Origin of the sequence: Flavobacterium rakeshii, from assembly GCF_009741375.1 — a bacterium.
GTDB lineage: Bacteria > Bacteroidota > Bacteroidia > Flavobacteriales > Flavobacteriaceae > Flavobacterium > Flavobacterium rakeshii.
Genome location: NZ_WOWP01000063.1, coordinates 122,457 through 143,437 on the forward strand (window position 1 = coordinate 122,457; position 20,981 = coordinate 143,437).

At 38.6% G+C, this 20,981-nt stretch carries 17 protein-coding genes; 4 read left to right on the forward strand and 13 right to left on the reverse strand.

Going from position 1 to position 20,981, the window contains the following annotated elements; translation table 11 throughout:
* The first annotated feature begins 92 nt into the window (after positions 1 to 92).
* A complete protein-coding gene (locus GN157_RS17395) occupies positions 93 to 875 on the forward strand; it encodes a Bax inhibitor-1/YccA family protein (RefSeq protein ID WP_157484742.1) in 783 nt (260 codons plus the stop codon).
* Positions 876 to 926: 51 nt separating this feature from the next.
* On the opposite strand, the gene dinB is transcribed toward GN157_RS17395, so the two are convergent.
* Both dinB and GN157_RS17405 read right to left on the reverse strand, forming a co-directional pair.
* Positions 927 to 2,024 carry a DNA polymerase IV gene (gene dinB, locus GN157_RS17400; RefSeq protein ID WP_157484743.1) on the reverse strand — a complete coding sequence of 366 codons (1,098 nt, stop codon included), beginning with the start codon at positions 2,022 to 2,024 and terminating at the stop codon, positions 927 to 929.
* A gap of 29 nt (positions 2,025 to 2,053) precedes the next feature.
* A complete protein-coding gene (locus tag GN157_RS17405) occupies positions 2,054 to 4,096 on the reverse strand; it encodes a recombinase (RefSeq protein ID WP_157484744.1) in 2,043 nt (680 codons plus the stop codon).
* 90 nt (positions 4,097 to 4,186) lie between these two features.
* Here GN157_RS17405 and GN157_RS17410 point away from each other — a divergent pair, with 90 nt between their 5' ends.
* Positions 4,187 to 4,660 carry a CYTH domain-containing protein gene (locus tag GN157_RS17410; protein WP_157484745.1) on the forward strand — a complete coding sequence of 158 codons (474 nt, stop codon included), beginning with the start codon at positions 4,187 to 4,189 and terminating at the stop codon, positions 4,658 to 4,660.
* On the forward strand, positions 4,648 to 5,622 hold the full coding sequence (locus tag GN157_RS17415; RefSeq protein ID WP_157484746.1) for a YpdA family putative bacillithiol disulfide reductase: 975 nt from the start codon (positions 4,648 to 4,650) through the stop codon (positions 5,620 to 5,622). The genes GN157_RS17410 and GN157_RS17415 overlap by 13 nt, the downstream gene beginning before the upstream one ends.
* On the opposite strand, the gene GN157_RS17420 is transcribed toward GN157_RS17415, so the two are convergent.
* A complete protein-coding gene (locus tag GN157_RS17420) occupies positions 5,619 to 6,668 on the reverse strand; it encodes a PA0069 family radical SAM protein (RefSeq protein WP_157484747.1) in 1,050 nt (349 codons plus the stop codon). The two genes, GN157_RS17415 and GN157_RS17420, sit on opposite strands and share 4 nt — an antisense overlap.
* Positions 6,669 to 6,801: 133 nt before the next feature.
* On the opposite strand from GN157_RS17420, the gene GN157_RS17425 reads away from it, so the two are divergent.
* Positions 6,802 to 7,122: a hypothetical protein gene (locus GN157_RS17425; protein WP_157484748.1), complete on the forward strand. Its 321-nt coding sequence runs from the start codon at positions 6,802 to 6,804 to the stop codon at positions 7,120 to 7,122.
* On the opposite strand, the gene GN157_RS17430 is transcribed toward GN157_RS17425, so the two are convergent.
* From GN157_RS17430 to GN157_RS17475, 10 genes are all read right to left on the reverse strand, one after another.
* On the reverse strand, positions 7,119 to 7,553 hold the full coding sequence (locus tag GN157_RS17430) for a hypothetical protein (protein ID WP_157484749.1): 435 nt from the start codon (positions 7,551 to 7,553) through the stop codon (positions 7,119 to 7,121). The two genes, GN157_RS17425 and GN157_RS17430, sit on opposite strands and share 4 nt — an antisense overlap.
* A gap of 215 nt (positions 7,554 to 7,768) precedes the next feature.
* Positions 7,769 to 9,175, reverse strand: coding sequence for an efflux transporter outer membrane subunit (locus GN157_RS17435; protein ID WP_157484750.1), 1,407 nt, complete (start codon positions 9,173 to 9,175; stop codon positions 7,769 to 7,771).
* Positions 9,176 to 9,187: 12 nt separating this feature from the next.
* Entirely contained in the window at positions 9,188 to 12,337 is a 3,150-nt protein-coding gene (locus GN157_RS17440) for an efflux RND transporter permease subunit (RefSeq protein WP_157484751.1), read from the reverse strand.
* Positions 12,338 to 12,367: 30 nt separating this feature from the next.
* Positions 12,368 to 13,489 carry an efflux RND transporter periplasmic adaptor subunit gene (locus tag GN157_RS17445; protein WP_157484752.1) on the reverse strand — a complete coding sequence of 374 codons (1,122 nt, stop codon included), beginning with the start codon at positions 13,487 to 13,489 and terminating at the stop codon, positions 12,368 to 12,370.
* Positions 13,479 to 13,997, reverse strand: coding sequence for a GbsR/MarR family transcriptional regulator (locus GN157_RS17450; protein ID WP_157484753.1), 519 nt, complete (start codon positions 13,995 to 13,997; stop codon positions 13,479 to 13,481). The genes GN157_RS17445 and GN157_RS17450 overlap by 11 nt, the downstream gene beginning before the upstream one ends.
* 132 nt (positions 13,998 to 14,129) lie before the next feature.
* The gene (locus tag GN157_RS17455) at positions 14,130 to 14,567 is read right to left on the reverse strand and encodes a septal ring lytic transglycosylase RlpA family protein (RefSeq protein ID WP_157484754.1); all 438 of its coding nucleotides are present in this window, start codon (positions 14,565 to 14,567) and stop codon (positions 14,130 to 14,132) included.
* Positions 14,568 to 14,642: 75 nt separating this feature from the next.
* On the reverse strand, positions 14,643 to 15,083 hold the full coding sequence (locus GN157_RS17460; RefSeq protein WP_157484755.1) for a hypothetical protein: 441 nt from the start codon (positions 15,081 to 15,083) through the stop codon (positions 14,643 to 14,645).
* Between the two features lie 122 nt (positions 15,084 to 15,205).
* Positions 15,206 to 17,797 (reverse strand): TonB-dependent receptor, encoded by a 2,592-nt coding sequence (locus GN157_RS17465; protein WP_157484756.1) that lies wholly within the window; start codon positions 17,795 to 17,797, stop codon positions 15,206 to 15,208.
* A gap of 282 nt (positions 17,798 to 18,079) precedes the next feature.
* The gene (gene pgi / locus GN157_RS17470; RefSeq protein ID WP_157484757.1) at positions 18,080 to 19,729 is read right to left on the reverse strand and encodes a glucose-6-phosphate isomerase; all 1,650 of its coding nucleotides are present in this window, start codon (positions 19,727 to 19,729) and stop codon (positions 18,080 to 18,082) included.
* On the reverse strand, positions 19,729 to 20,970 hold the full coding sequence (locus GN157_RS17475; protein WP_157484758.1) for a M23 family metallopeptidase: 1,242 nt from the start codon (positions 20,968 to 20,970) through the stop codon (positions 19,729 to 19,731). Before GN157_RS17475 ends, pgi begins: the two co-directional genes overlap by 1 nt.
* Between the last annotated feature and the right edge of the window lie 11 nt (positions 20,971 to 20,981).

The following is a 20,981-nucleotide window of genomic DNA, read 5'->3' on the forward strand; positions in this document are numbered from 1 at the left end:
TACCAAAATAAATTTTAACTAAGCCTGCCATCAAGCAGGCTTTTTTCTTTTGTAAAGAAGATATATATTTGATACTGTAAAAACAATCACACATGAACCTTAAATCTAACAATCCGTTTTTAAAAAACAAGTCATTTTCAAAACCTGCAGAAACAACTGTTTTTGACGAGCAGGGCCGCCCGGTACAGATAATTGATTACAATGAAACAATGACTGTTAACGGAGCTATCAATAAAAGTTTTATCCTGTTAGCCATGCTAATAGGAAGTGCTGCTTATACCTGGTGGATGGGTGTAAACGGACAAAACCCAATGCCGTTAGCCATAGTGGGAGCAATACTTGCTTTTGTAATGGTTTTAATAGCATCGTTTAAACCTAAGTACTCTCCTTACTTAGCCCCTGCTTATGCTTTATTTGAAGGACTTTTTATAGGAGCCATATCTGCTGTTTTTGCAGAAAATTATTATTCTGAAATTATTATCCAGGCTGTTGCCGGCACCTTTGTAACCTTTATTGTATGCTTAGCATTATACAGGTTTAAAATAGTTAAGGTAACCGAACAGTTTAAGTCAATAGTAGTAGCTTCAACACTTGCCATCGTAACGTACTATTTAGTTAGTTGGGTTATCAGCCTGTTTACATCGTGGCAACCGGTTCATTATGATAATTCATTAATGAGTATAGGTATTAGCATTTTTGTAATTGTTATCGCCGCACTTAACCTTTTCCTTGATTTTGATATGATTGAAACCGGAGCCAAAAGAAGACTTCCTAAATATATGGAATGGTTTGGCGCTATAGGACTTATGGTAACACTGGTATGGCTTTATCTTGAAATACTTAGATTATTAGCCAAACTATCAAGCAGAGACTAAAACACTTTATAGAATATTTAAGCCGACTGATATAGTCGGCTTTTTTATTAACTAAAAATCAAATCTAAGTTGTACGGCAACCTCTTTTTTCTTCTCTCCTTCTTTCTCCTCATTGTTAAGGTTAGCCAATGATATACCAAGCAGCCTGACCGAATCTTTTATCTTTTCCTGATACAGGAGCTCTTTAACCGTTTCCATTATAAGTGCCCTGTCTGATATATAGTAAGGCAATGTTTTACTACGGGTTTGCACGGTAAAATCACTGTATTTTATTTTAAGGGTTATCGTTTTACCGGCTATTTTTTTCTTTTTAAGCCGTTTATCGAGTTCTTTAGAAATATCGTCCAGCTTCTCAATCATAAATACTTCCGAAACGAGGTTTTCAAAAAAAGTATGCTCTGTCCCTACTGATTTTACAATTCTGTCGGGTTTAACAGCACTGTTATGTATACCCCTTACCACATGGTAGTAATAAGCTCCTGATTTACCAAAATTCTCCGTAAGATATTCAACACTCTTGGCTTTTAAGTCGGCTCCGGTAAAAATACCCAGTTGGTACATTTTTTCCTGAGTTACCTTACCTACACCATAAAACTTACCAATTGCCAAATTTTCCAAAAACTCCAGCACCTCATCAGGGTTAACCGTTTTTTGTCCGTTAGGCTTATTGTAGTCACTGGCTACTTTAGCAATAAATTTATTGATGGAAATCCCGGCAGAAGCCGTTAATCCTGTAGCCTCAAAAATACGTTGCCTTATTTCTTCGGCAATCATGGTAGCACTTGGGTTCCCTTTTTTGTTTATGGTAACATCCAGGTAGGCCTCATCCAGCGAAAGCGGTTCAACCAAATCAGTATAATCCAGAAAAATTTTCCTTATCTGATAAGATACTTCCCTGTAACGTTCAAATCGTGGTCTTACAAATATAAGCTGCGGGCATTTCTTTTTGGCAAGATAGCCACTCATGGCACTGCGTACTCCAAACTTACGTGCCTCATAACTGGCTGCTGCTACCACTCCCCTGCTGGAACCTCCGCCTACAGCAATAGGCTTTCCGCGAAGCTCAGGATTATCCTTTTGCTCCACAGAGGCATAAAACGCATCCATATCCACATGGATTATCTTTCGTAAAGACTCCTGAAGTTCCATACGGTAAAATTACTTTATAAAAGCGAAAATTAAGCCTTATTCTGGCTTTTCATACGAGGGAAGAAGAATGTAGCAGGTCTGCGCTTAAAATGCGCCCAGATAGAGCTTATTACAGGCCTAACCTCAGAGAAAGGAATATTTCTGGAACGGAACGCCAGCCCCATAGAAAGACCAAAGCTTACCATGAAGTTGATTAAACCAATAATACCTATACCGAAAATACCCCAAAAAAGCATCCAGCCCGATACGTTATAGTTAGCACCATAAAGCCCAAGTGCAAGGTTACCACTGGCAAAGGTAATGTGTCGGATATCCAGGTTAAGCCCAAGGAATATACCTATAGAGGCAGTACTTCCCATAAAAACACCAAACCAAAAGTTAGAAACGATACCCGCCCAACGCCTCTCATACCATTCTGATAATTTTTTGGTCTTAACACGCCCTATACTCAATTTTAAAAGCGGATGCTCCTCAATACGGTAATACATTTGTTCGTGTTTGTCCCTATTGGCAACACTCCCGGCAATAATCCCCGATAGGAAAAGGAATATCCCCGCAATGGCGGCATGGAATATAGCCAGTGAGTGTACCGGACTCAAATCGTTAATTAGTTTATACCATTTGGTTAACGCCAAATTATAATCAAAAACAATATCTATAAGCCATATACCCAATAAAGCAACCGGAAAGGCAAACAACACATTCCCAACAAAAGCTATGAACTGGGAACGGAATACTCTGGCAAAAAACTCGGCAAATGCCTTGTGTTTCTCATCTTCATTTTCTGTTGATTTACGTCCTATTTCCAGTGAGCGTATTAATGCCGAAGCCGTCATGGCAGGTTGCTTTGTGGCAAGGGTAAATCCGCAAAGGTAAATCCCTATAAAGGCAAGGGCATAGTTCAGGCTGTAAAAAAAGGCATGCCCAAAAGCACTGTTATCCATTTTAGAAAGGAAAACCTTTAAAATACAGGCTATGGCAACAATTACACCACCACCCGCCGCCGTCCAGAACATCCTGAAATAATCGGCACGGTCTTTTGTAATATAGTGTTCGCCCGTAATGGCAGTATGCTGGGTAACCTCATAAGATAGTAGCTGTGTACTTTCGCTTATCAGCTTCCTTACATTGGTTTTATCACAATTGTACTCAATAAGGTCGAGTGCCAGTTTAATAGAGTTTTTTCGGGCATCATCAGCATCATTCAAAACCAGTAATGGCAAAAGCGTTTGCAGCCTGAAAAGCTGTTGCCTTATACGCAACAGGCTTTGGTTTACCCTTAACGATATACCATATTTCTCACTGTTCTTAAAGGCAATCTGTACATAATCTATACACTGCTTATGCAGTATCATGAGTTGTTTGTAGCCTAAATCCTTAGGATCAAAAAAGTTGTTTTTATCCTGAATAAGCTTTTCGGTAAGCAGGGCAAATTCCTTTTGGATTTCAAGGAAAGGGCTTTCCATGTTCTCATATTCGGGAACCATCTTAATCACATCACTTTCCAGTGCACGCCCGGCAATTCGGTGTATGGTAACATCAATAGCAAAAAGCAGTTCGGCTAGCGGACTCTTATTGACTATCGAGGTGTATACAGAACTAAACTTAACCAAGTCAAATACTGCCTCAATTTGCTCATAAGGTATTTTCCTGATCCATAACGGATCGGTTTTCACAAAAAACACCTGATTCAAAACATATTCCAGCGTGTCCTTTTTCGGCTGATCGGGAATAAACTTGGCAAAAAGCCTTTTTTTAACCTCATAGAAAAAATCGGCATCAGTAAGTATACCTGCATCGGTAAGTATTTTACTGAATTTCTTTTGCTTTAGTATTCCCTTTAAGTATTTTGAAAAACCGCTACAGTAATGCTCATTATCCCTTAGCAGTAATATAAGCTCACTTATATCAACCGAATAAACCTTATTGAGTTTTTTAGGACGGATAATATCTACCAGTTCTGCCAGCAAATCAACTTCATCCGCTTTGTATTCCCACAGGTTGTTTTCTTCAAAATTTAATTCGAAAAATTCTTTAAGGGTAGCTTTACGTCTTGGTTTTTTTAACTTCATAGGGCAGAGGCAGGTATTACTATGCTTGCGTAAAAATACAAATAGGACTTTATATTTTCACTACCTTGCGTATAATTTTAGTATTTGATTATGATTGAAATTGAACGAAAATTCCTTGTTTTGAACTTAGACTTCAAAAATGAGGCTTCAAACCATAAAAGGATAGTTCAGGGCTATCTCAATTCTCACCCTGAAAGAACCGTAAGAGTACGCATTAAAGGTGACTGTGGCTACCTTACCGTTAAAGGAAAAGGGAATGAACTGGGCACTACACGCATGGAATGGGAAAAAGAAATTCCCCTACATGATGCCGAACAGCTTTTACAGCTGTGCGAACTGGGAAGTATTGACAAGATAAGATATGAAATTCCCTATGGCGACCATGTTTTTGAAGTAGATGAGTTTTTTGGTGATAATAACGGACTTATTATTGCCGAGGTAGAGCTTAACGATGAGAACGAAACTTTTTTAAAACCCGCATGGCTGGGTGAAGAGGTAACAGGAGATAACCGATACTACAACTCTTACCTTAGCCAAAACCCCTATACCTCATGGCAAAAGTAAATACTTATGACCTTGTTATCGTTGGTGGTGGCCCTATAGGTATGGCCTGTGCCATAGCTGCACATCAAAAAGGACTTAACTACATCATACTGGAAAAAGGCGCTTTAGTAAACAGCCTGTTTAACTACCCGTTGTACATGACGTTTTTCTCTACAGCCGAAAAACTGGAAATAGGCAATATTCCGTTTAACTGCATAGCTCCAAAACCGGGCAGGCAGGAAGCACTGGAGTACTACCGCAACATTCAGCGCTATTTTAGCCTGAATATAAAACTGTTTGAAAAGGTAGAAACTATAAATAAAACTGATAGCGAATTCACAATAGCTACAGATAAGGCAAACTATACTGCTAAAAATGTGGTGATTGCTACCGGATTTTATGACATCCCTATTTACATGGATGTACCAGGAGAACATCTTCCTAAAGTAAGTCATTATTACAAGGAAGCTCATGAATATGCCTTTAGAAAAGTACTTATAGTGGGCGCCAATAACTCATCGGTAGATGCGGCACTGGAATGCTGGCGAAAAGGTGCCGATGTCACAATGGTAATACGAAAGGATGAAATTAATCCAAGAGTAAAATACTGGGTTAAACCCGATGTTGAAAACCGAATAGCCGAAGGCAGCATTAAGGCCTACTTTAACTCAAACATTACGGAAATAAAAGAGAACGAAGTAGAGATACTCACTCCTAACGGACCTGTTACCATTGAAAATGACTTTGTTTTAGCACTTACAGGTTATAGGCCAAATCTCGAATTTATACAGCAATGTGGTGTAAACATTAGTGAAGACAGTAACCTAACCCCACAATATAACCCTGAAACCATGGAAACAAATATAACAGGGCTATATCTTGCCGGAGTAGTTTGTGGCGGCATGGAAACCCACAAATGGTTTATAGAAAACTCCAGGGTACATGCCGATATGATTATTAATAACATTATAAACAATAACTAAAAAAGACTAAGCTGCTCGCCCTTAGTACCATCAAACAGATGTGTGGCAAGCGGCTCCATCTTTTTATCCTTAAAGTATTTTTGGCGGGCTATTTTAAAGGTATTGTGTATCACATCTGCAATGTTTCCTTCACCTGCCATTCGTTTGGCAACATTTTTTTCTCCTAGCTTACCGCCGTGTAGTGATGCTATTTGATTCAGTACTTTGTCTTTTCTGTCGGGATAGTGTTCATCAAGCCAGTCAATAAAAACGGGTTCAACAGTATCGTTAAGCCGAACCAAAGTATACCCAAAGCTATGTGCTCCGCTTTTGGCAACAGCCTCGGCAGTGGGTAAAATATCCATACTGTTTAATCCGGGAATTATAGGCGCTATCATTACAAATGTTGGTATACCTGCTTTAGATATTGTTTCCAGCGCCTGTAACTTGGTGTTCACAGATGAAGTTCGTGGCTCCATTTTTCTCCTCAAATCCTCATTTATGGTTGGGATGCTTAACGCTACAGTTACCAGATTCTTCTCTGCCAGTTGGGTAAGTATATCAAGATCACGGGTTACCAGCGCATTTTTTGTAAGTATACTAACCGGATGCCGGTACTCTAAACAAACTTCCAGCAAACCTCTGGTTATTTTAAGTTTTCGTTCAATGGGCTGATAACAATCGGTATTACCCGATAGCATTATGGTTTCTGCCCTGTATCCCTTTTTCTTAAAAAACTTCTCGAGGAGCTCGGGAGCATTTCTTTTAGCCAGTATCATCCGTTCAAAATCCACTCCGGCACTATATCCCCAGTACTCATGGGTAGGGCGGGCATAGCAATAGGCACAACCATGTTCACAACCCTGATAAGGGTTCATGGAGTATGCCATGGGTAAATCAGGATTCTTAACCTTGTTTACAATGGTTTTAGGGTATATGTTCTGTATTTTGGTTTTGGCAACAGCCTCTTCAAAATCATCGTCATAAATAGACTTTTCATACCTGTTTTTCTCAAAATGGTTATGAATATTGGCAACAGCCCCCTGCCCTTTTATCTCCTTTTTCATCTTTACCTCCTTATTTTCAGCTAAGATAAAAACTGTAAGATTATTTTCTTATATATTAAAAGAAAATATTATCAACAGGCAACCTGTAAAAAAACAAACAGATGATTTATATTTGCTATATACACTTACAAATATGACCACTACCGACTTTACCCTTAACGATACTGCAATAACCGTATATCAAAACGGACTGGAAGAAACCATAACCTATAACGGAAAAAGTGTTTCCCAAAAAAGTGCTCTTTTTGGTACAAGACACGAGTTTACTATAGAGAATGATAACTACGAAGTAATAACCGCCTTTGATTATGCCGGCCGATGGGATAACAAAGTACAGTTTAGAAAAAACGGTAAACTACTGGAAGAAAAAAGGATGCAGGCTGGTTTCCTAACACAAACAGCTGCAATTATAATACTGTCAATAGCAATAATTTTACTGCTTAAAATCTTCTAAGCCGTTAACTGCTTTTTAAATGTATGGGCGTCAAACTGAATGGACGATTCTACCGCAGTTATAAACTCATATTGGTAATCCAGCTTTATAAGGAAGTCTTCTATCTGCTTACGGCTTAATTTAGCCTCTGTAAGCTTCATTTCCTCCTCATGGGAATATTCTATATAGTGTTTCTCTTTAAACGCCTCCAGAAACTCTGAAAATGTGATATCATCATTTTCAAAAGCATTATACGACCATACATTGTTTTCGGTTATATACTTTTCCAGTGCTATATAAAACCTATAGCTGTTTTCCCTGTTTTTCCTGAAAAGCTTTAAGGCTTTTTTTCTCATGGAATAAACATTTGAATCTTCAAAAACATTCGTTACATAAAACAACGCAGCCATAATGAATGCAGTTGTTATCATCAGCATAAAATTCATAGTCATAGTTATTAGTGATTCGAGACAAATGTATATTAAAAACAGTCACAAAATGAGAGGGTTATCACTTTTACCATTCTCATAATTTGGGCGCTATGATTTTAGGTTTTGTTACACATTTATCATTAAAAAAACAAAACCGCCCGATAAAAGATTCCTTATCAGACGGTTTTACATAAAACAAACAATTAATCAAATAATCCGGACTACCCCAAATTATATTATTTCCAACCTCCGCCTAACGCTTTGTAAAGGTTAATTATGGCAAGGTATTGCTGGTATTTATTATTAACCAAATCAAGCTCAGCACTTAGCGCACTGTATTTGGCTGTAAGTGATTCCAGATAGTTTACAAGACCGTACTCCAGTAACTCATCAGAATAGTCAGACGCTTTTCTTAATGACTCAACCTGTTTTAATCTTATATCCAGTTTTTTGGTCTCATTGTTATACTGAGCAAGAGCGTCAGACACCTCTTTCCCTGCATTAACAAGAGCTTGCTGGAACTGGATATACGCCTGTTGTTGGTTTGCTTTGGCAACCTCATGCTGAGTTCTTATCTGCCTCTGGTTAAAAATAGGCTGTGTTAAACCACCTACTATATTAGCAAACAGTGAGTTTGCGTTAAACCATTTATCAACCTCTAAACTTTGTAAACCTCCCGTAGCAGTTATAGTAAACTGCGGATAAAAATTAGCCCTTGCCACATTGGTAAGTTCAAACTTATTGATAAGGTTATACTCGGCAGCAACCACATCCGGTCTGTTACTTAATAAAGAAGTAGAATATCCCAGTTTAATTTCCGGATTAAGATCATCCGGATTAAAAGGACTTCTTTCAATCTCGTGAGGTGCCTCTCCTAAAAGAAGACTCATTGCATTCTCAACCAAAGTAATATTGGTTTTAAGATCTTCAATAATAAGCTCTGTAGCATATTTTTGAGCCTCAGTTTGCTGTACAGCAACCTCATTAACACTACCCGCTTCTTTAAGTGCAAGAATTGCATCTACACTCTCATTACGGTTTATAAGTGTTTCTTCGGCAACCTTTAACTGTGCATCAAGACCTACCAACTGGTAGTAAGTAGCAGCGATATCTGTAATCACTCTGGTTTTTACAGCCTGATTAGCCGCTATGGTTTGCATGTATGACGCACCATAAGCACGTTTGTTACTACGAATTTTACCCCAAACATCGGCCTCCCACGACAGGTTTGCACTTAACTGATACTGATCTAATGCTCCGTTAAAGAAACTACCAAACTGGCTGTTTTTGGAAAGTTCCTGGTGCGTTAGGTTAGCCGTACCGCTAAGTGTAGGGAAATAACCCATTTTAGCCTGATTTAAGTAGGCCTCTGCTGCTGTTACATTTTGTATGGCAACAAGCATATCAAAATTATTTTGAAGCCCTTTCTTGATGTGCCCCTGTAAAACAGGATCGGTAAAAATCTTATCCCATGCCACATCGCCCAGCGAAGTGCTGTCCTGAGCTATAACTTCTGTTCTGTACAGGTTCTCTGCCTTTACATCAGGCCTTTCGTATTTTTTGGCTACAAGGCACGACTGCATTAACAAACCGGCACCAACCAAAATAATTACCCTGTATATTTTAAAACTTTTTTTCTTCATCTGAAACTTAGTTTATGCTTCATTATTTTCTGTTTCAACAAACTTAGGTCCGCCCGAAATCCTTTCCTGTAATCCCTGGAATATTACAAACAGTACAGGAATGATAAATACCCCGAATACGGTACCCACAAGCATACCTCCTACTGCCCCCATACCGATAGAGCGGTTACCTACAGCACCTACACCATTTGCCAGTGCCAGTGGTAATAAACCGAAGATAAAGGCAAACGAGGTCATAAGGATTGGTCTTAAACGCGCCTTAGCACCTTCAATAGCCGATTCGGCGAGGCTCATACCGTGTCGTCGCCTCTGGATGGCAAACTCAACGATAAGGATGGCATTCTTGGCGAGGAGACCTATAAGCATGATTAGTGCCACCTGGAAGTAAATGTTGTTTTCCATTCCTGCCAGTTTCACAAACCCAATCGCTCCTGCAATACCCACTGGTAATGAAAGGATAACCGATAACGGCACTATGTAACTTTCATACTGTGCACTTAACAGGAAATACACAAATATTAAGCTTAACAGGAATACACCCATTTGCTGGTTACCTGCCAGAATCTCTTCACGTGTCATACCCGAGAATTCATAGGTATAAGTTTTAGGAAGGTGCTGTGCAGCTACTTCCTGAATAGCCTTAATAGCATCACCCGAACTATAACCCGGATTTGCCTTACCGTTTACGTTAACTGCTTTAAGCATGTTGAAACGTGCTACAGCCTCAGGACCATATATCTTTTTAAAGTCGATAAACTGACTAATTGCTACCATCTCACCTGCCGCGTTACGTACATAAACATTGTTTATGGATTTCTCATCGGCTCTTGATTCCGGCTTAGCCTGTATCATTACACGGTATTGCTTACCAAATCGGTTAAAATCGGTAGTATATAAACCACCATAGTAACCCTGCATGGTATTAAATATATCGCTAACAGATACTCCCGCATTTTTAGCCCTTTCCACATTAATATCCATTTGATATTGCGGGAATCCAGGGTTAAAGTTGGTAATAGCATACTGTATTTCAGGTCTTTTAGAAAGTTCTGCAAGAAACTCGTTAGATACCTTACTTACAGTTGCCCAGTCGTCATCTCCTTTATCTTCAACTTTTAATTCAAAACCATCGGCAGTACCAAATCCCTGCACACTTGGAGGGGTAAAGAACAGTATTCTGGCATCTTTAAAACCAGCGGTTCTTCCAAACAGTTCACCCACTACATCGTCTACTGATTTGTCTCCTTCTCTTTCACTCCAGTCTTTCAGTTTGATAATGGCAAAACCATAAGATCCACCGTTTACCCTGTTAAGTAAGCTGAAACCTACAACGCTCATTCTTGATTCTACAATAGGCATGGATGTGAAAACTGAGTCCAGTTGATCCATAGCCTTTTGAGTTTTTTCAAGAGTTGTACCCGGAGGCAGTGTAATATCGGCCATAATAATACCACGGTCTTCATTAGGAATAAATCCTGAAGGTGTAGTAGTAAACAGGATGTATGTAATTCCTGTAAATACCAGCAAGCCTATTACAGCAAGCCATTTTCTTTTCACAAGGAAACCTAATGACTTGGTGTATTTATTATTCATGGCATCAAAGCCTGCATTAAAGGAATCAAAGAAACGGTCTTTAATATTTTTCTTTTTATGATGATCTCCTTCTTTATGCGGTTTAAGGAACACTGCACAAAGCGCCGGACTTAATGTTAATGCATTTACTGCAGAAATAAGAATTGCTACTGCAAGTGTAATAGCAAACTGCTGATAGAATACACCTGACGGACCGTTAAGGAACGATACCGGAATAAATACCGCCGACATTACAAGGGTAATAGAAACAATAGCTCCTGTAATTTCGCTCATAGCAGAAAGTGTAGCCTTTTTAGCAGATTGTTCACCTTCATCCAGTTTGGCGTGTACCGCCTCTACCACTACAATAGCATCATCCACAACAATACCAATTGCAAGAATCATCGCAAACAGTGTAAGCATGTTAATTGAGAATCCAAACACCTGCAGGAAGAAGAACGTACCTATAATAGCCACCGGTACTGCAATAGCCGGAATAAGTGTAGAACGTGCATCCTGAAGGAAAATAAACACAACAACAAACACAAGGATAAACGCCTCAAAAAGAGTAGACTTTACTTTAGCAATAGAAGCGTCAAGGAACGTTTTAGTGTTATAAGGAATAACATAATCAATTCCTTCAGGGAAAGTTGCTTTACTGTCTTCAAGAATAGTATTTACCTGATCAATAATTTCGTTTGCATTAGAACCCGATGTTTGGAAAATACCAATTGCCACACCGTTTTGCCCCATACCAAAGTTCTTTTGACCATAGTTAAAAGCACCCAGCTCTATTTTAGCAACATCTTTTAATCGAAGGAAGTTTCCACCACCTGTAGCCTTTATAACTATCTCTTCATATTCCTCTACTGTTGAAAGACGTCCTTTATATTTAATTACGTATTCGTAAATACCATCGGCATTTTCACCAAATTTACCCGGTGCAGCCTCTACGTTTTGTTCCTGTAACGCTAACTGAATATCACTTGGCGATAAATTGTAAGTAGCCATTTTCTCAGGATCAATCCAAATACGCATAGAGTAATCCTTAGCACCAAATACGTTTACCTGACCTACCCCTTTAACCCTTTGTAGTTTCGGTACAAGGTTAATTTTAGCATAGTTCTGCACAAAAGTTCCATCATACTCTGGGTTTGACGAGAACAATGTAAGGAACATAAGTGCACTGGTTTGACTCTTCATGGTCGTCACACCCGTTTGAATTACGGCTTGTGGCAGCTTACTTGTAGCACGAGCCACACGGTTTTGCACGTTTACCGCAGCAATATCGGGGTTAGTACCCAGTTCAAAGAAAACACTAATGTTTGCCGAACCATCGTTTGCTGCAGAAGAGGTCATGTAGGTCATGTTTTCCACACCATTAATCTCTTCTTCCAGCGGAATAACAACACTATTTAGTACTGTTTCGGCGTTCGCTCCCGTATAAGTAGCAGTTACCTGTACCGTAGGCGGGGCAATTTCGGGATACTGTTCTATAGGCAATGACATAAGCCCCAGTATACCCAAAATGGTTATTAATATCGAAATTACGGTACTCAGTACCGGCCTTTCTATAAATGTTTTTAGCATAATTTATTATTTTTTGCGGAGTATCAGAACTTATTTTTTGGCTGCGGCTTCTGCACCTGCTGCCGGAGCTGCCTGTTTTTCGCCAGACTGAGGAACAATTTGCTGACCATCCCTTAGCTTGGAAGCTCCCTCGGTAACAATAACATTACCGGCATTTAATCCTTCCGAAACGATATAATCAAGACCGGATGTTGTACTTGTTGTTATAATAGTAGATTTAACCGTGTTGTCTTTATTAACAACATAGATCATCTTTTTACCCTGCATATCCATAACCGCGTTTTGTGGCACAAGGATAGCACCTTTCTCTTCAATAGGAAGGCGAACCACACCACTGCTACCGCTTCTAAGTATGCTTTGCGGGTTAGGGAATTCTGCTCTAAACTCGGTTGTACCAGTTTGTGGGTTTACCAGTCCGTTTACGGTTGTAAGTCTACCTTTCTCCTCATAAACAGAACCGTCTACAAGCACAAGGTTTACATCGGGAGTGTTTTTAAGTTTTTCGGCAAGCGATTTACCATCAAACATCCTTGTAAAATCAAGCATTTGCTTTTCGTTCATTGTAAAGTAAGCCCTCATTACTTTAGTGTCAGACACTGTTGTAAGCGGCATCTCCATAGTAGAACTTACAAGGCTTCCTTCTTTATACGGAAGTCCGCCTATTACTCCGTTTACCGGAGAAGTAATAGTAGCATAACCTATGTTTGCAGCAATTGCACTGTAGTTTGCTTTAGCCTGAGCTAGCTGTGCTTTTGCTGTTTCCAGCTGTACATTACTTATAATTTTACGGTCAACAAGCGGTTTAAGCCTGTCTACCTCAACCTGAGCAGCATCTACACTTGCTTTTGCGGCAGCAGCATCTTCATTAAGGGTTTGGGTTTCCAGCCTGAAAAGTAGCTGACCTTTTTTAACTTCCTGCCCTTCATCCACATATATTTTTTGGATAAAACCGGAAACTTTAGGTCTAATCTCTACATTTTGCTGACCCTGCAGGTTTGCTGTATATTCTTCATATATAACTGCATCCTGCTTCGCTACGGTTTTAACAGGGAAAGGCATAGGTCCCATTTGCGGAGCCTGTTCCTGTTTTTTACCACATGCTGTTACCATTAGCATAGCGGCTATTGCACCTAAAAATGATTTATTTCTCATTACTAACACTTGAATTAAATTGATCTAATCTGTTTTTCTCTATTTCCTTAAACTGTTGTATTGTTTTTTGCAAAAGCCCTTCTATTTCCAAAACGTGCTCTTTGTATGCCTGTAAGTGCATCATATCAAAACGTTCAAACGGACACGAAGCAGTACACTCTCTGTACTTAAGCATTTTTTCAACCAATACCTTTTCCTGCCCTACCATTTTCACATAACTCTCCAGTCTTTCACTAAACGGTGCCGGGCGAAAATATTTTTTCCGGTCTCCGGGAAGGGTATAGTAAACTATCTTCCCTGTTTTTAAAAGTAAATTGAGGTTTGTTGAAATTGAACTTTTACTTGCCGAAAGCTTTTCTACAAGAGCATCAAAAGTTACCCCCTGCTTACTGTCAACTATAAGTGTACCCAATATCCTGCCTGCTAAAGGCGGTAAATTGTAATTGGTTTCGAAATGGATACCAAACAGCTCCACCAATTCATCTCTATCCTTACTTAAATTTGACATGTTAATGAATTTTTTTGCAAAGATATAAATTTTAGTTCGGTAATCACCGAACTAAACGAACTAAATTATTGTTAAATTTTTTTTAAGATAATTTTAACCAATAAAAAACCGGCCTGTAAAGCCGGTTAATAGTTATTCTATTATTTCTATTTTCACTTTTAAAGTGCCATAATTTTTATTGCCCGTTATCTCCATAAATGCCTTTTTCGTGAGATCTATTTCCAGTTTTTTACTAAAAGGCCCTCTGTCATTTACGGTTACATCAACATATTTACCGTTAGTTAGGTTGGTTACTCTTACCTGTGTACCAAACGGAAGGCTTTTATGCGCAGCCGTATATTTAGCATTATCAAAGCGTTCACCACTGCTTGTTTTACGACCGTTAAACTTATCGTGATAGTATGTTGCAACTACATCGGTTTTATAAACCGTAAGATTTTGTGATACTGTATCACTAACCCGATTTACAACAAAAGCAGTACTATGCCCGCCAAAAACAGTATGAGCAGAGAAGCTACTCAAAACAAAAACCACTAGTAATAAGAAAGTTAAGGGCAATACTTTTTTCATAGACATAAATTTAAGCCTTTTTCACAAATTAAATGCCATAAAATAAAAAAGGGTCGCTAAGCGACCCAAAATATTTTAATTAAACCATGCGCTCCACGGTATCCTGCTTAACAGGAGTACTAAGGCTATGGCATACATGTAACCAATTTTTTTGAATTTAGCCTGACTGTCTTCAGTCTTTTTATGCTTAGACCATCCTATTGTAATAAGTGTAATAGCAATTATATTAATAAGCGGGTGCTCTACAAGATACAATCTCAAAGTACTGTCTTTCATTACAGCTCCCATGCCTGCCTGTTTAGCAGTTTCTAAATAAGGAGATACAAAATAAAGCACTATTCCCAGCAAAAGCTGAATGTGTGAAAAAATAAGTGCTATCATTGATATTTGCCTGTCTTTTGGTGTAAATACCTTTTTTGAAGATAAGCCTCCAAAAGCATTTAAAGTGGCTATTAAAAGAAGTCCTAGAGTGGCATAGGCCCAGTAAGAGTGCAAGCCTAAAACGGAATCGTACATAAAAGTTAGTTTTTGTTTTCTACTTATACAAAAATAGAAATTTTATGATTGGATACTATAAAAAAATAATCCCCGATACAATCGGGGACTATTCTGAAATTAATAACCTGCTTATATAGAAATTAGAAATTAAATCTCATAGCAAAGTTCCAGGTAGTACCATTACCAAAGAATACATTGTTACTTGTATTAATTCCTTTATACGTTTCATCACCATCTTCAACTGCATTGGCAGAAGTCATTTCTGACATATAAACTTCCCCAAAAAGGTTGTTTACGTTTAAACGGAATGATAATGATGTTTCTGTAAAGTTGATTTTATAAGTAGCTCCTGCATCAAAAATATCGTATGAAGGAAGTTCAATATTATTTTTAGTAACATAAGTACTGTAAAGGTTGTCGTAGTTTCTCCAGTCAACATCTACAGATAGTCTTTGAGTAGCTTTATATACTAAACCAAAACCGTAAGTAGTTTGTGCTCCACCGCCTACTTTACCATCTTTAACATCTACTACTTCTTCATCCAAAAGATTTTGATCCTGGTCATAAGTTCTACGGTAAATATTATCATCATAAACCCAGTCACCAAATGAACCGAAACCTCTTACATCAAGAAAAGTGAACGGATGTGCCATGAAATCAATCTCAACCCCTTTGTGTAACTGTACCACTCCAGAGTTATTTATATATATCCTATCACCCGTAGCTTCATCACCGTCTGAAGTTGTAGTAACACGGTCTCTCCATTTAGTACTGTAAAGGTTAAGGTTGGCATCAAAGTAAGCTCTTCTAAATCTGTAACCAGCTTCAAAACCTGTTACTTTTTCGTTTTTAGTTAACGGGTTCACATCGTTACCAAAGTTTAGGTAAATGTTGTCGTGGTATGGTTGTCTTGAATAATGACCTGCATTAACAAACACAGTATGATTAGGCGTTATAACATAGCTGGCACCACCTTTAATATTGAATCCTGTATTATTTACCTTAGCCGATTCTTCTTCAGCCTCTACATAACCGAATCTGTCCCAACGTCTGTGTGACTGGTTAGATACCGCACCCTGCACATATGCAGAGAAGTTATTTGTAGCATATTCTACCTGACCAAAAAGACCACCATAGCTAATCCTTTCACTGTAGTCATAGTTTACTTTCTGGTCATCATCTGCTTTATCAAATAAAGAACTCCAAGGTTTAGCGCTAAATGCATCTGTTACGATATAACCTCCAGGGTACTGAGCGTTATCAGTAGTTTCCCATCCGTTAAGACCTAAGAAATGGTTTATAGTTCTGTAGTGGTCTCCTTTATATGTTCTTAAATCGATACCTGCGTTGTAGCTAAGCTCATCTGTAAGTTTGTGGTTAAAGTTAGATACCACACCATACCAAGCATGGTTGTTAACCGAGTTACGGATAGCATAAGCACCGTTACCTAGCGAACCTATACCTCCAGGAAGGAGAGAGTTGTTTGCTTCAATAGCATCAAAATCAACTTGACCGTCAGCAGTTCTTGCTCTACCACTACCCCAGTTACCGGTTCCTCCACCACGTCCCCATGAAGCGTAAAGTACTGTAGAAAGCTGCATAGCATCGTTAATATTAAAGTCCCAGTTAAAGTTAGCTACCGGTTTATGGTAATAGTTTCTTCTTTCTGTCATATAGTCACCTTTGTAGTAACCATAGTTGTTATTGTATTTTCGACCATGAACAAGATAATCTGAAATACGCTTTGTAAAGTTTTGGTCATGAAGCTGTGGCGCACCAAAAATAAGGAAGTTGAAAAGGTGTTTCTCATTTGCTTTGTACCCTACAGATACAAAGTAGTTTTGTCCTTCACCATAAGTTCCACGGTTGTATCCGTCACCACTCCACTTAGTAAGTAATGCACTGAAACCCCATCCGTTTTCCATCATACCTGTGTTGTATGATACTGTATTCTTCATAAAGTTGTTGTTACCTACAGTAGACTGAGCAAAACCACCCTCTCTAAGCTGTGTAGCTTTTGTAACAATGTTTACAGTACCCCCTACAGAAGAGATAGCAAGTTTAGATGAACCTAAACCTCTTTGTACCTGTACAGAGCTTGCAACATCTGTCATACCGCTCCAGTTAGACCAGTACATGTTACCGTCTTCCATACCGTTAATTGGCTGTCCGTTTAAAAGGAATGCCGTATTGGTTTGGTCAAAACCACGAACATATACTTTAGAGTCTCCAAAACCACCTGCCTGGCTGGCAACATACACTGAAGGTGTATTTTTCATCACCTCAGGAAAATCCTGACTACCAGATTTCTGCTGAATTTCCTTGTAACTGATTTTAGATACAGCAACAGGTGTTTTCCTGTCTTCTTCCATATCAATAACTCCAGATCCAACAATTACAACCGCATCAAGTTCTTCGGCATCAACCATTAATTTGATTTCACCAACATTAAACGTTTGTCCTGGTGTAATAGTAAAAGGGATAACCCTTGTTTCATAACCAATAAAAGAGATAATAACATCTCCTGATGTTTTATTGGTTTTAAGTGTAAAGCTACCATCATCGTTTGTAGTAGCCCCTTCTGCAGTTCCTCTAACCACTACATTAGCTGCCATTAACGGTAAGTTGTCGTGTCCATCTACAACTTTACCTGAAATTGTTTCCTGTGCAAATGATGCTGCTCCCAGCAACAACATTGTTAAGGTCATCAACAAGTGTCTAAAATTCCTCATGTTTTTTGCGTGTGTTTAAGGTTTCGGGCGCAAAAATTATCTTTTACCCTCAACCCAAGGTTAAGACATTATTAAATACTATCATGTTTACAAAATAGTGATAATCAATCAACTATATATTAAGAAAAACTTAAAAAATTAGTACTTTGCTTTACATGAGGATAAACATTTGTTCACGCATTAGTAACCTGATTTTTTTGTTTACAGGCATAAAAAAGGCCCGAAATTACTTTCGGGCCTCTGTTTTATATATAACTCAAAAATGCTTAAGTGTGTTTTTTACTAATATTTCTTGTTCTTAAGAAAGTAATTTAACAGGAATTCGGTAGAGTTATCGTGCTGCTTAACGTCTCCCGAATGTATCTCATCAAGGATAGAATTAGCCAGTTGTTTACCTAACTCAACACCCCACTGATCGTAACTGAAGATATTCCATATTACACCCTGTGCAAATATTTTATGCTCGTATAGTGCAATAAGCGATCCCAGCGTTTCTGGCGTAAGTTTATCAATTAAAAGAGTATTTGTAGGCTTGTTACCTGTAAACACCTTAAACGGAAGTAAAAATGCTGCTTTATCGCCATCAATACCCTGTTTTACAAACTCATCCTTAACCTGAGCCTCGGTTTTACCGTTAAGTAATGCCTCAGTTTGAGCAAAGAAGTTAGACATCAGTTTATCATGGTGGTCTTTATTACCGTGTAACGGCTGTACAAAACCAATAAAATCGGTAGGGATAAGTTTAGTTCCCTGATGTATTAGCTGGAAGAAAGCATGCTGAGAGTTAGTACCCGGTTCTCCCCATATAATAGTACCGGTTTGGTACTGTACCGGGTTACCGTTACGATCTATACTCTTACCGTTACTCTCCATTATACCCTGTTGCAGGTAAGGAGCCAATTTTTGCAGATACTGAGTATAAGGTATTAAAGCCTCACTTTCGGCACCAAAGAAGTTGTTATACCATACACTTAATAATGCCAGTACAACCGGAATGTTTTTATCATGCGGAGCCGTTTTAAAGTGCTCATCCATATCGTGTGCACCTTTAAGCAGTCCGTCAAAGTTTTCAAAACCAACAGCAAGACTGATTGAAAGACCTACGGCACACCATAGGGAGAAACGTCCGCCAACCCAATCCCACATAGGGAATATGTTATTCTCATCAATACCAAACTCAGTAACCTTTTGTATGTTGGTAGATACAGCCACAAAATGTTTGGCCACATCTTCCTGCTTAGCCGATTTAAGGAACCATTCCCTTACCGTTTGAGCATTAGAAAGTGTTTCCTGAGTAGTAAAGGTTTTAGAAACAATTACAAAAAGGGTAGTTTCGGGATTCAAACCTTTAAGGCTCTCCATAACATGGTCACCGTCTACGTTTGAAATAAAGCGTACCTCAAGGTTATTTTTATAGTAAGCAAGTGCATCTACAACCATTGCAGGCCCTAAGTCACTACCACCTATACCAATATTTACCACATGGGTAAATGCTTTACCGGTATAACCTTTTTGAGAACCGTTTATAATACCGTCACAAAATCCTTTTATTTTATTTTTTACGGCATATACTTCCGGCATTACATTAACACCGTTTACTTCTACACCGGCACTTTCGGGTGCACGTAATGCAGTATGAAGCACTGCTCTGTTTTCTGTTCTGTTAATAGCATCTCCGGCAAAATAACTATCTATAGCCGATGCCAGTCCTGACTCCTGAGCAAGTTTTAGTAAAAGTGAAAGCGTTTCCTCGTTTATTATATTTTTAGAGTAGTCCACTAAAAAATCATTCCACTGGATGTGGAATTTTTCGCTCCTGCCTTTATCGGCAGCAAACATCTCCTGCATGGAGGCATTTTGCATATCGGCAAAATGCTTTTGTAATTCCGTCCAGGCTGCGGTACCTGTAGGGTTGATATTTTCCATTGCCATTACTTATTATTATTTAATTTGAGGTTTGTGATACTATCTAATTCTTTCTTTAAAGGCTTCATGTAAGTCTCATACCTTGACATGTGTTCCGGCTTTATAGGTTCAGAACTTCCAAACTTTTGCTTAAGGGCATCCACCTGTACCCCGTTTTTCCAAAAACGGTAACAAACGTGAGGCCCGGTTGCCAGTCCTGTACTACCTACTTTACCGATTATTTGTCCCTGACTTACGCTTTGCCCTTTTTTAACTAAAATCTTAGACATGTGCAGGTATTGGGTAGAGTATGTTTTGTTATGCCATATTTTTACATAATTACCGTTACCCGCAGTATATCCGGCTTTTTCAACAATACCCCTGGCTGTTGCCATAATAGGTGTACCTGTAGGAGCGGCATAATCAGTACCATTGTGAGCTTTCCAGCGTTTTTGTACCGGATGAAAACGTCTTGGTGTAAAACGCGAAGAAATACGGCTAAATTTAAGCGGTGCCTTTAAGAACATACTTTTTAACGCCTTACCTTCATGGTCATAATAATCATAGGTTTTAGCGAGTGTATCCTGCTTAAAAGGGAAGGCGTATATTTTATCGCCTTTGTATTCAAAGTAAGAACCTTCTATATTTTTAATTCCGGCATAAATACTGTCACTTATATAGGTTTCATTAATGATAACCCCAAACTTATCGCCTTTTTGTATCCTGAAGAAATCGACACTCCAGGCATAAATCTCAGAAAGTTCCTGTGCCAGTGCAGGCCCAACACCTTCCTTTTGTAAAGAACCTGCCAATGAACCTTCAATCTCTCCAACAATTACCCTACGCTTCACGGTTACAGGTCGTTTCTTTTTATGCACCACTATTGAGTCCCTTAAATCAATAACATAATAGCTAAGTTTATCGGGTTGGTACACAAACGCCTTAAGGTCATGTGGCGCATTTTTATCCTTAAAAAGAGTGTAAGGCTTACCTATCCTTATATCTCTAAGGTTAAAAGTATCCCTAATTTTTTCGGTAATATTATGGATAGCTGCTGCATCAAAGTTTTGTTTAGCCATTAATCCGCCAAAAGTGTCTCCACTTTTAATCGTATCATGCACTACCTGAAAACTATCTACAACAAAGCCAAATTCTTTTCTTATTTTTTTAACCTCTTTCTTTGCTACAGGTTCGGGCTTAACGTCCTTCTCCTCTTTTTTACAGGCAATAAAAGTGGTTAGCAATAATATGAAAGCAAGATATCTCAAATTAGATGTTT

Coding starts and splice junctions, on each gene's coding strand:
- GN157_RS17465 (WP_157484756.1), bottom strand. CDS start 17,797: ATGAGGAATTTTAGACACTTGTTGATGACCTTAACAATGTTGTTGCTG.
- GN157_RS17420 (WP_157484747.1), bottom strand. CDS start 6,668: ATGAAAAAGGAGATAAAAGGGCAGGGGGCTGTTGCCAATATTCATAAC.
- GN157_RS17440 (WP_157484751.1), bottom strand. CDS start 12,337: ATGCTAAAAACATTTATAGAAAGGCCGGTACTGAGTACCGTAATTTCG.
- GN157_RS17450 (WP_157484753.1), bottom strand. CDS start 13,997: ATGTCAAATTTAAGTAAGGATAGAGATGAATTGGTGGAGCTGTTTGGT.
- GN157_RS17425 (WP_157484748.1), top strand. CDS start 6,802: ATGACCACTACCGACTTTACCCTTAACGATACTGCAATAACCGTATAT.
- GN157_RS17455 (WP_157484754.1), bottom strand. CDS start 14,567: ATGAAAAAAGTATTGCCCTTAACTTTCTTATTACTAGTGGTTTTTGTT.
- GN157_RS17460 (WP_157484755.1), bottom strand. CDS start 15,083: ATGTACGATTCCGTTTTAGGCTTGCACTCTTACTGGGCCTATGCCACT.
- GN157_RS17410 (WP_157484745.1), top strand. CDS start 4,187: ATGATTGAAATTGAACGAAAATTCCTTGTTTTGAACTTAGACTTCAAA.
- GN157_RS17405 (WP_157484744.1), bottom strand. CDS start 4,096: ATGAAGTTAAAAAAACCAAGACGTAAAGCTACCCTTAAAGAATTTTTC.
- GN157_RS17435 (WP_157484750.1), bottom strand. CDS start 9,175: ATGAAGAAAAAAAGTTTTAAAATATACAGGGTAATTATTTTGGTTGGT.
- GN157_RS17415 (WP_157484746.1), top strand. CDS start 4,648: ATGGCAAAAGTAAATACTTATGACCTTGTTATCGTTGGTGGTGGCCCT.
- GN157_RS17395 (WP_157484742.1), top strand. CDS start 93: ATGAACCTTAAATCTAACAATCCGTTTTTAAAAAACAAGTCATTTTCA.
- pgi (WP_157484757.1), bottom strand. CDS start 19,729: ATGGCAATGGAAAATATCAACCCTACAGGTACCGCAGCCTGGACGGAA.
- GN157_RS17430 (WP_157484749.1), bottom strand. CDS start 7,553: ATGACTATGAATTTTATGCTGATGATAACAACTGCATTCATTATGGCT.
- dinB (WP_157484743.1), bottom strand. CDS start 2,024: ATGGAACTTCAGGAGTCTTTACGAAAGATAATCCATGTGGATATGGAT.
- GN157_RS17445 (WP_157484752.1), bottom strand. CDS start 13,489: ATGAGAAATAAATCATTTTTAGGTGCAATAGCCGCTATGCTAATGGTA.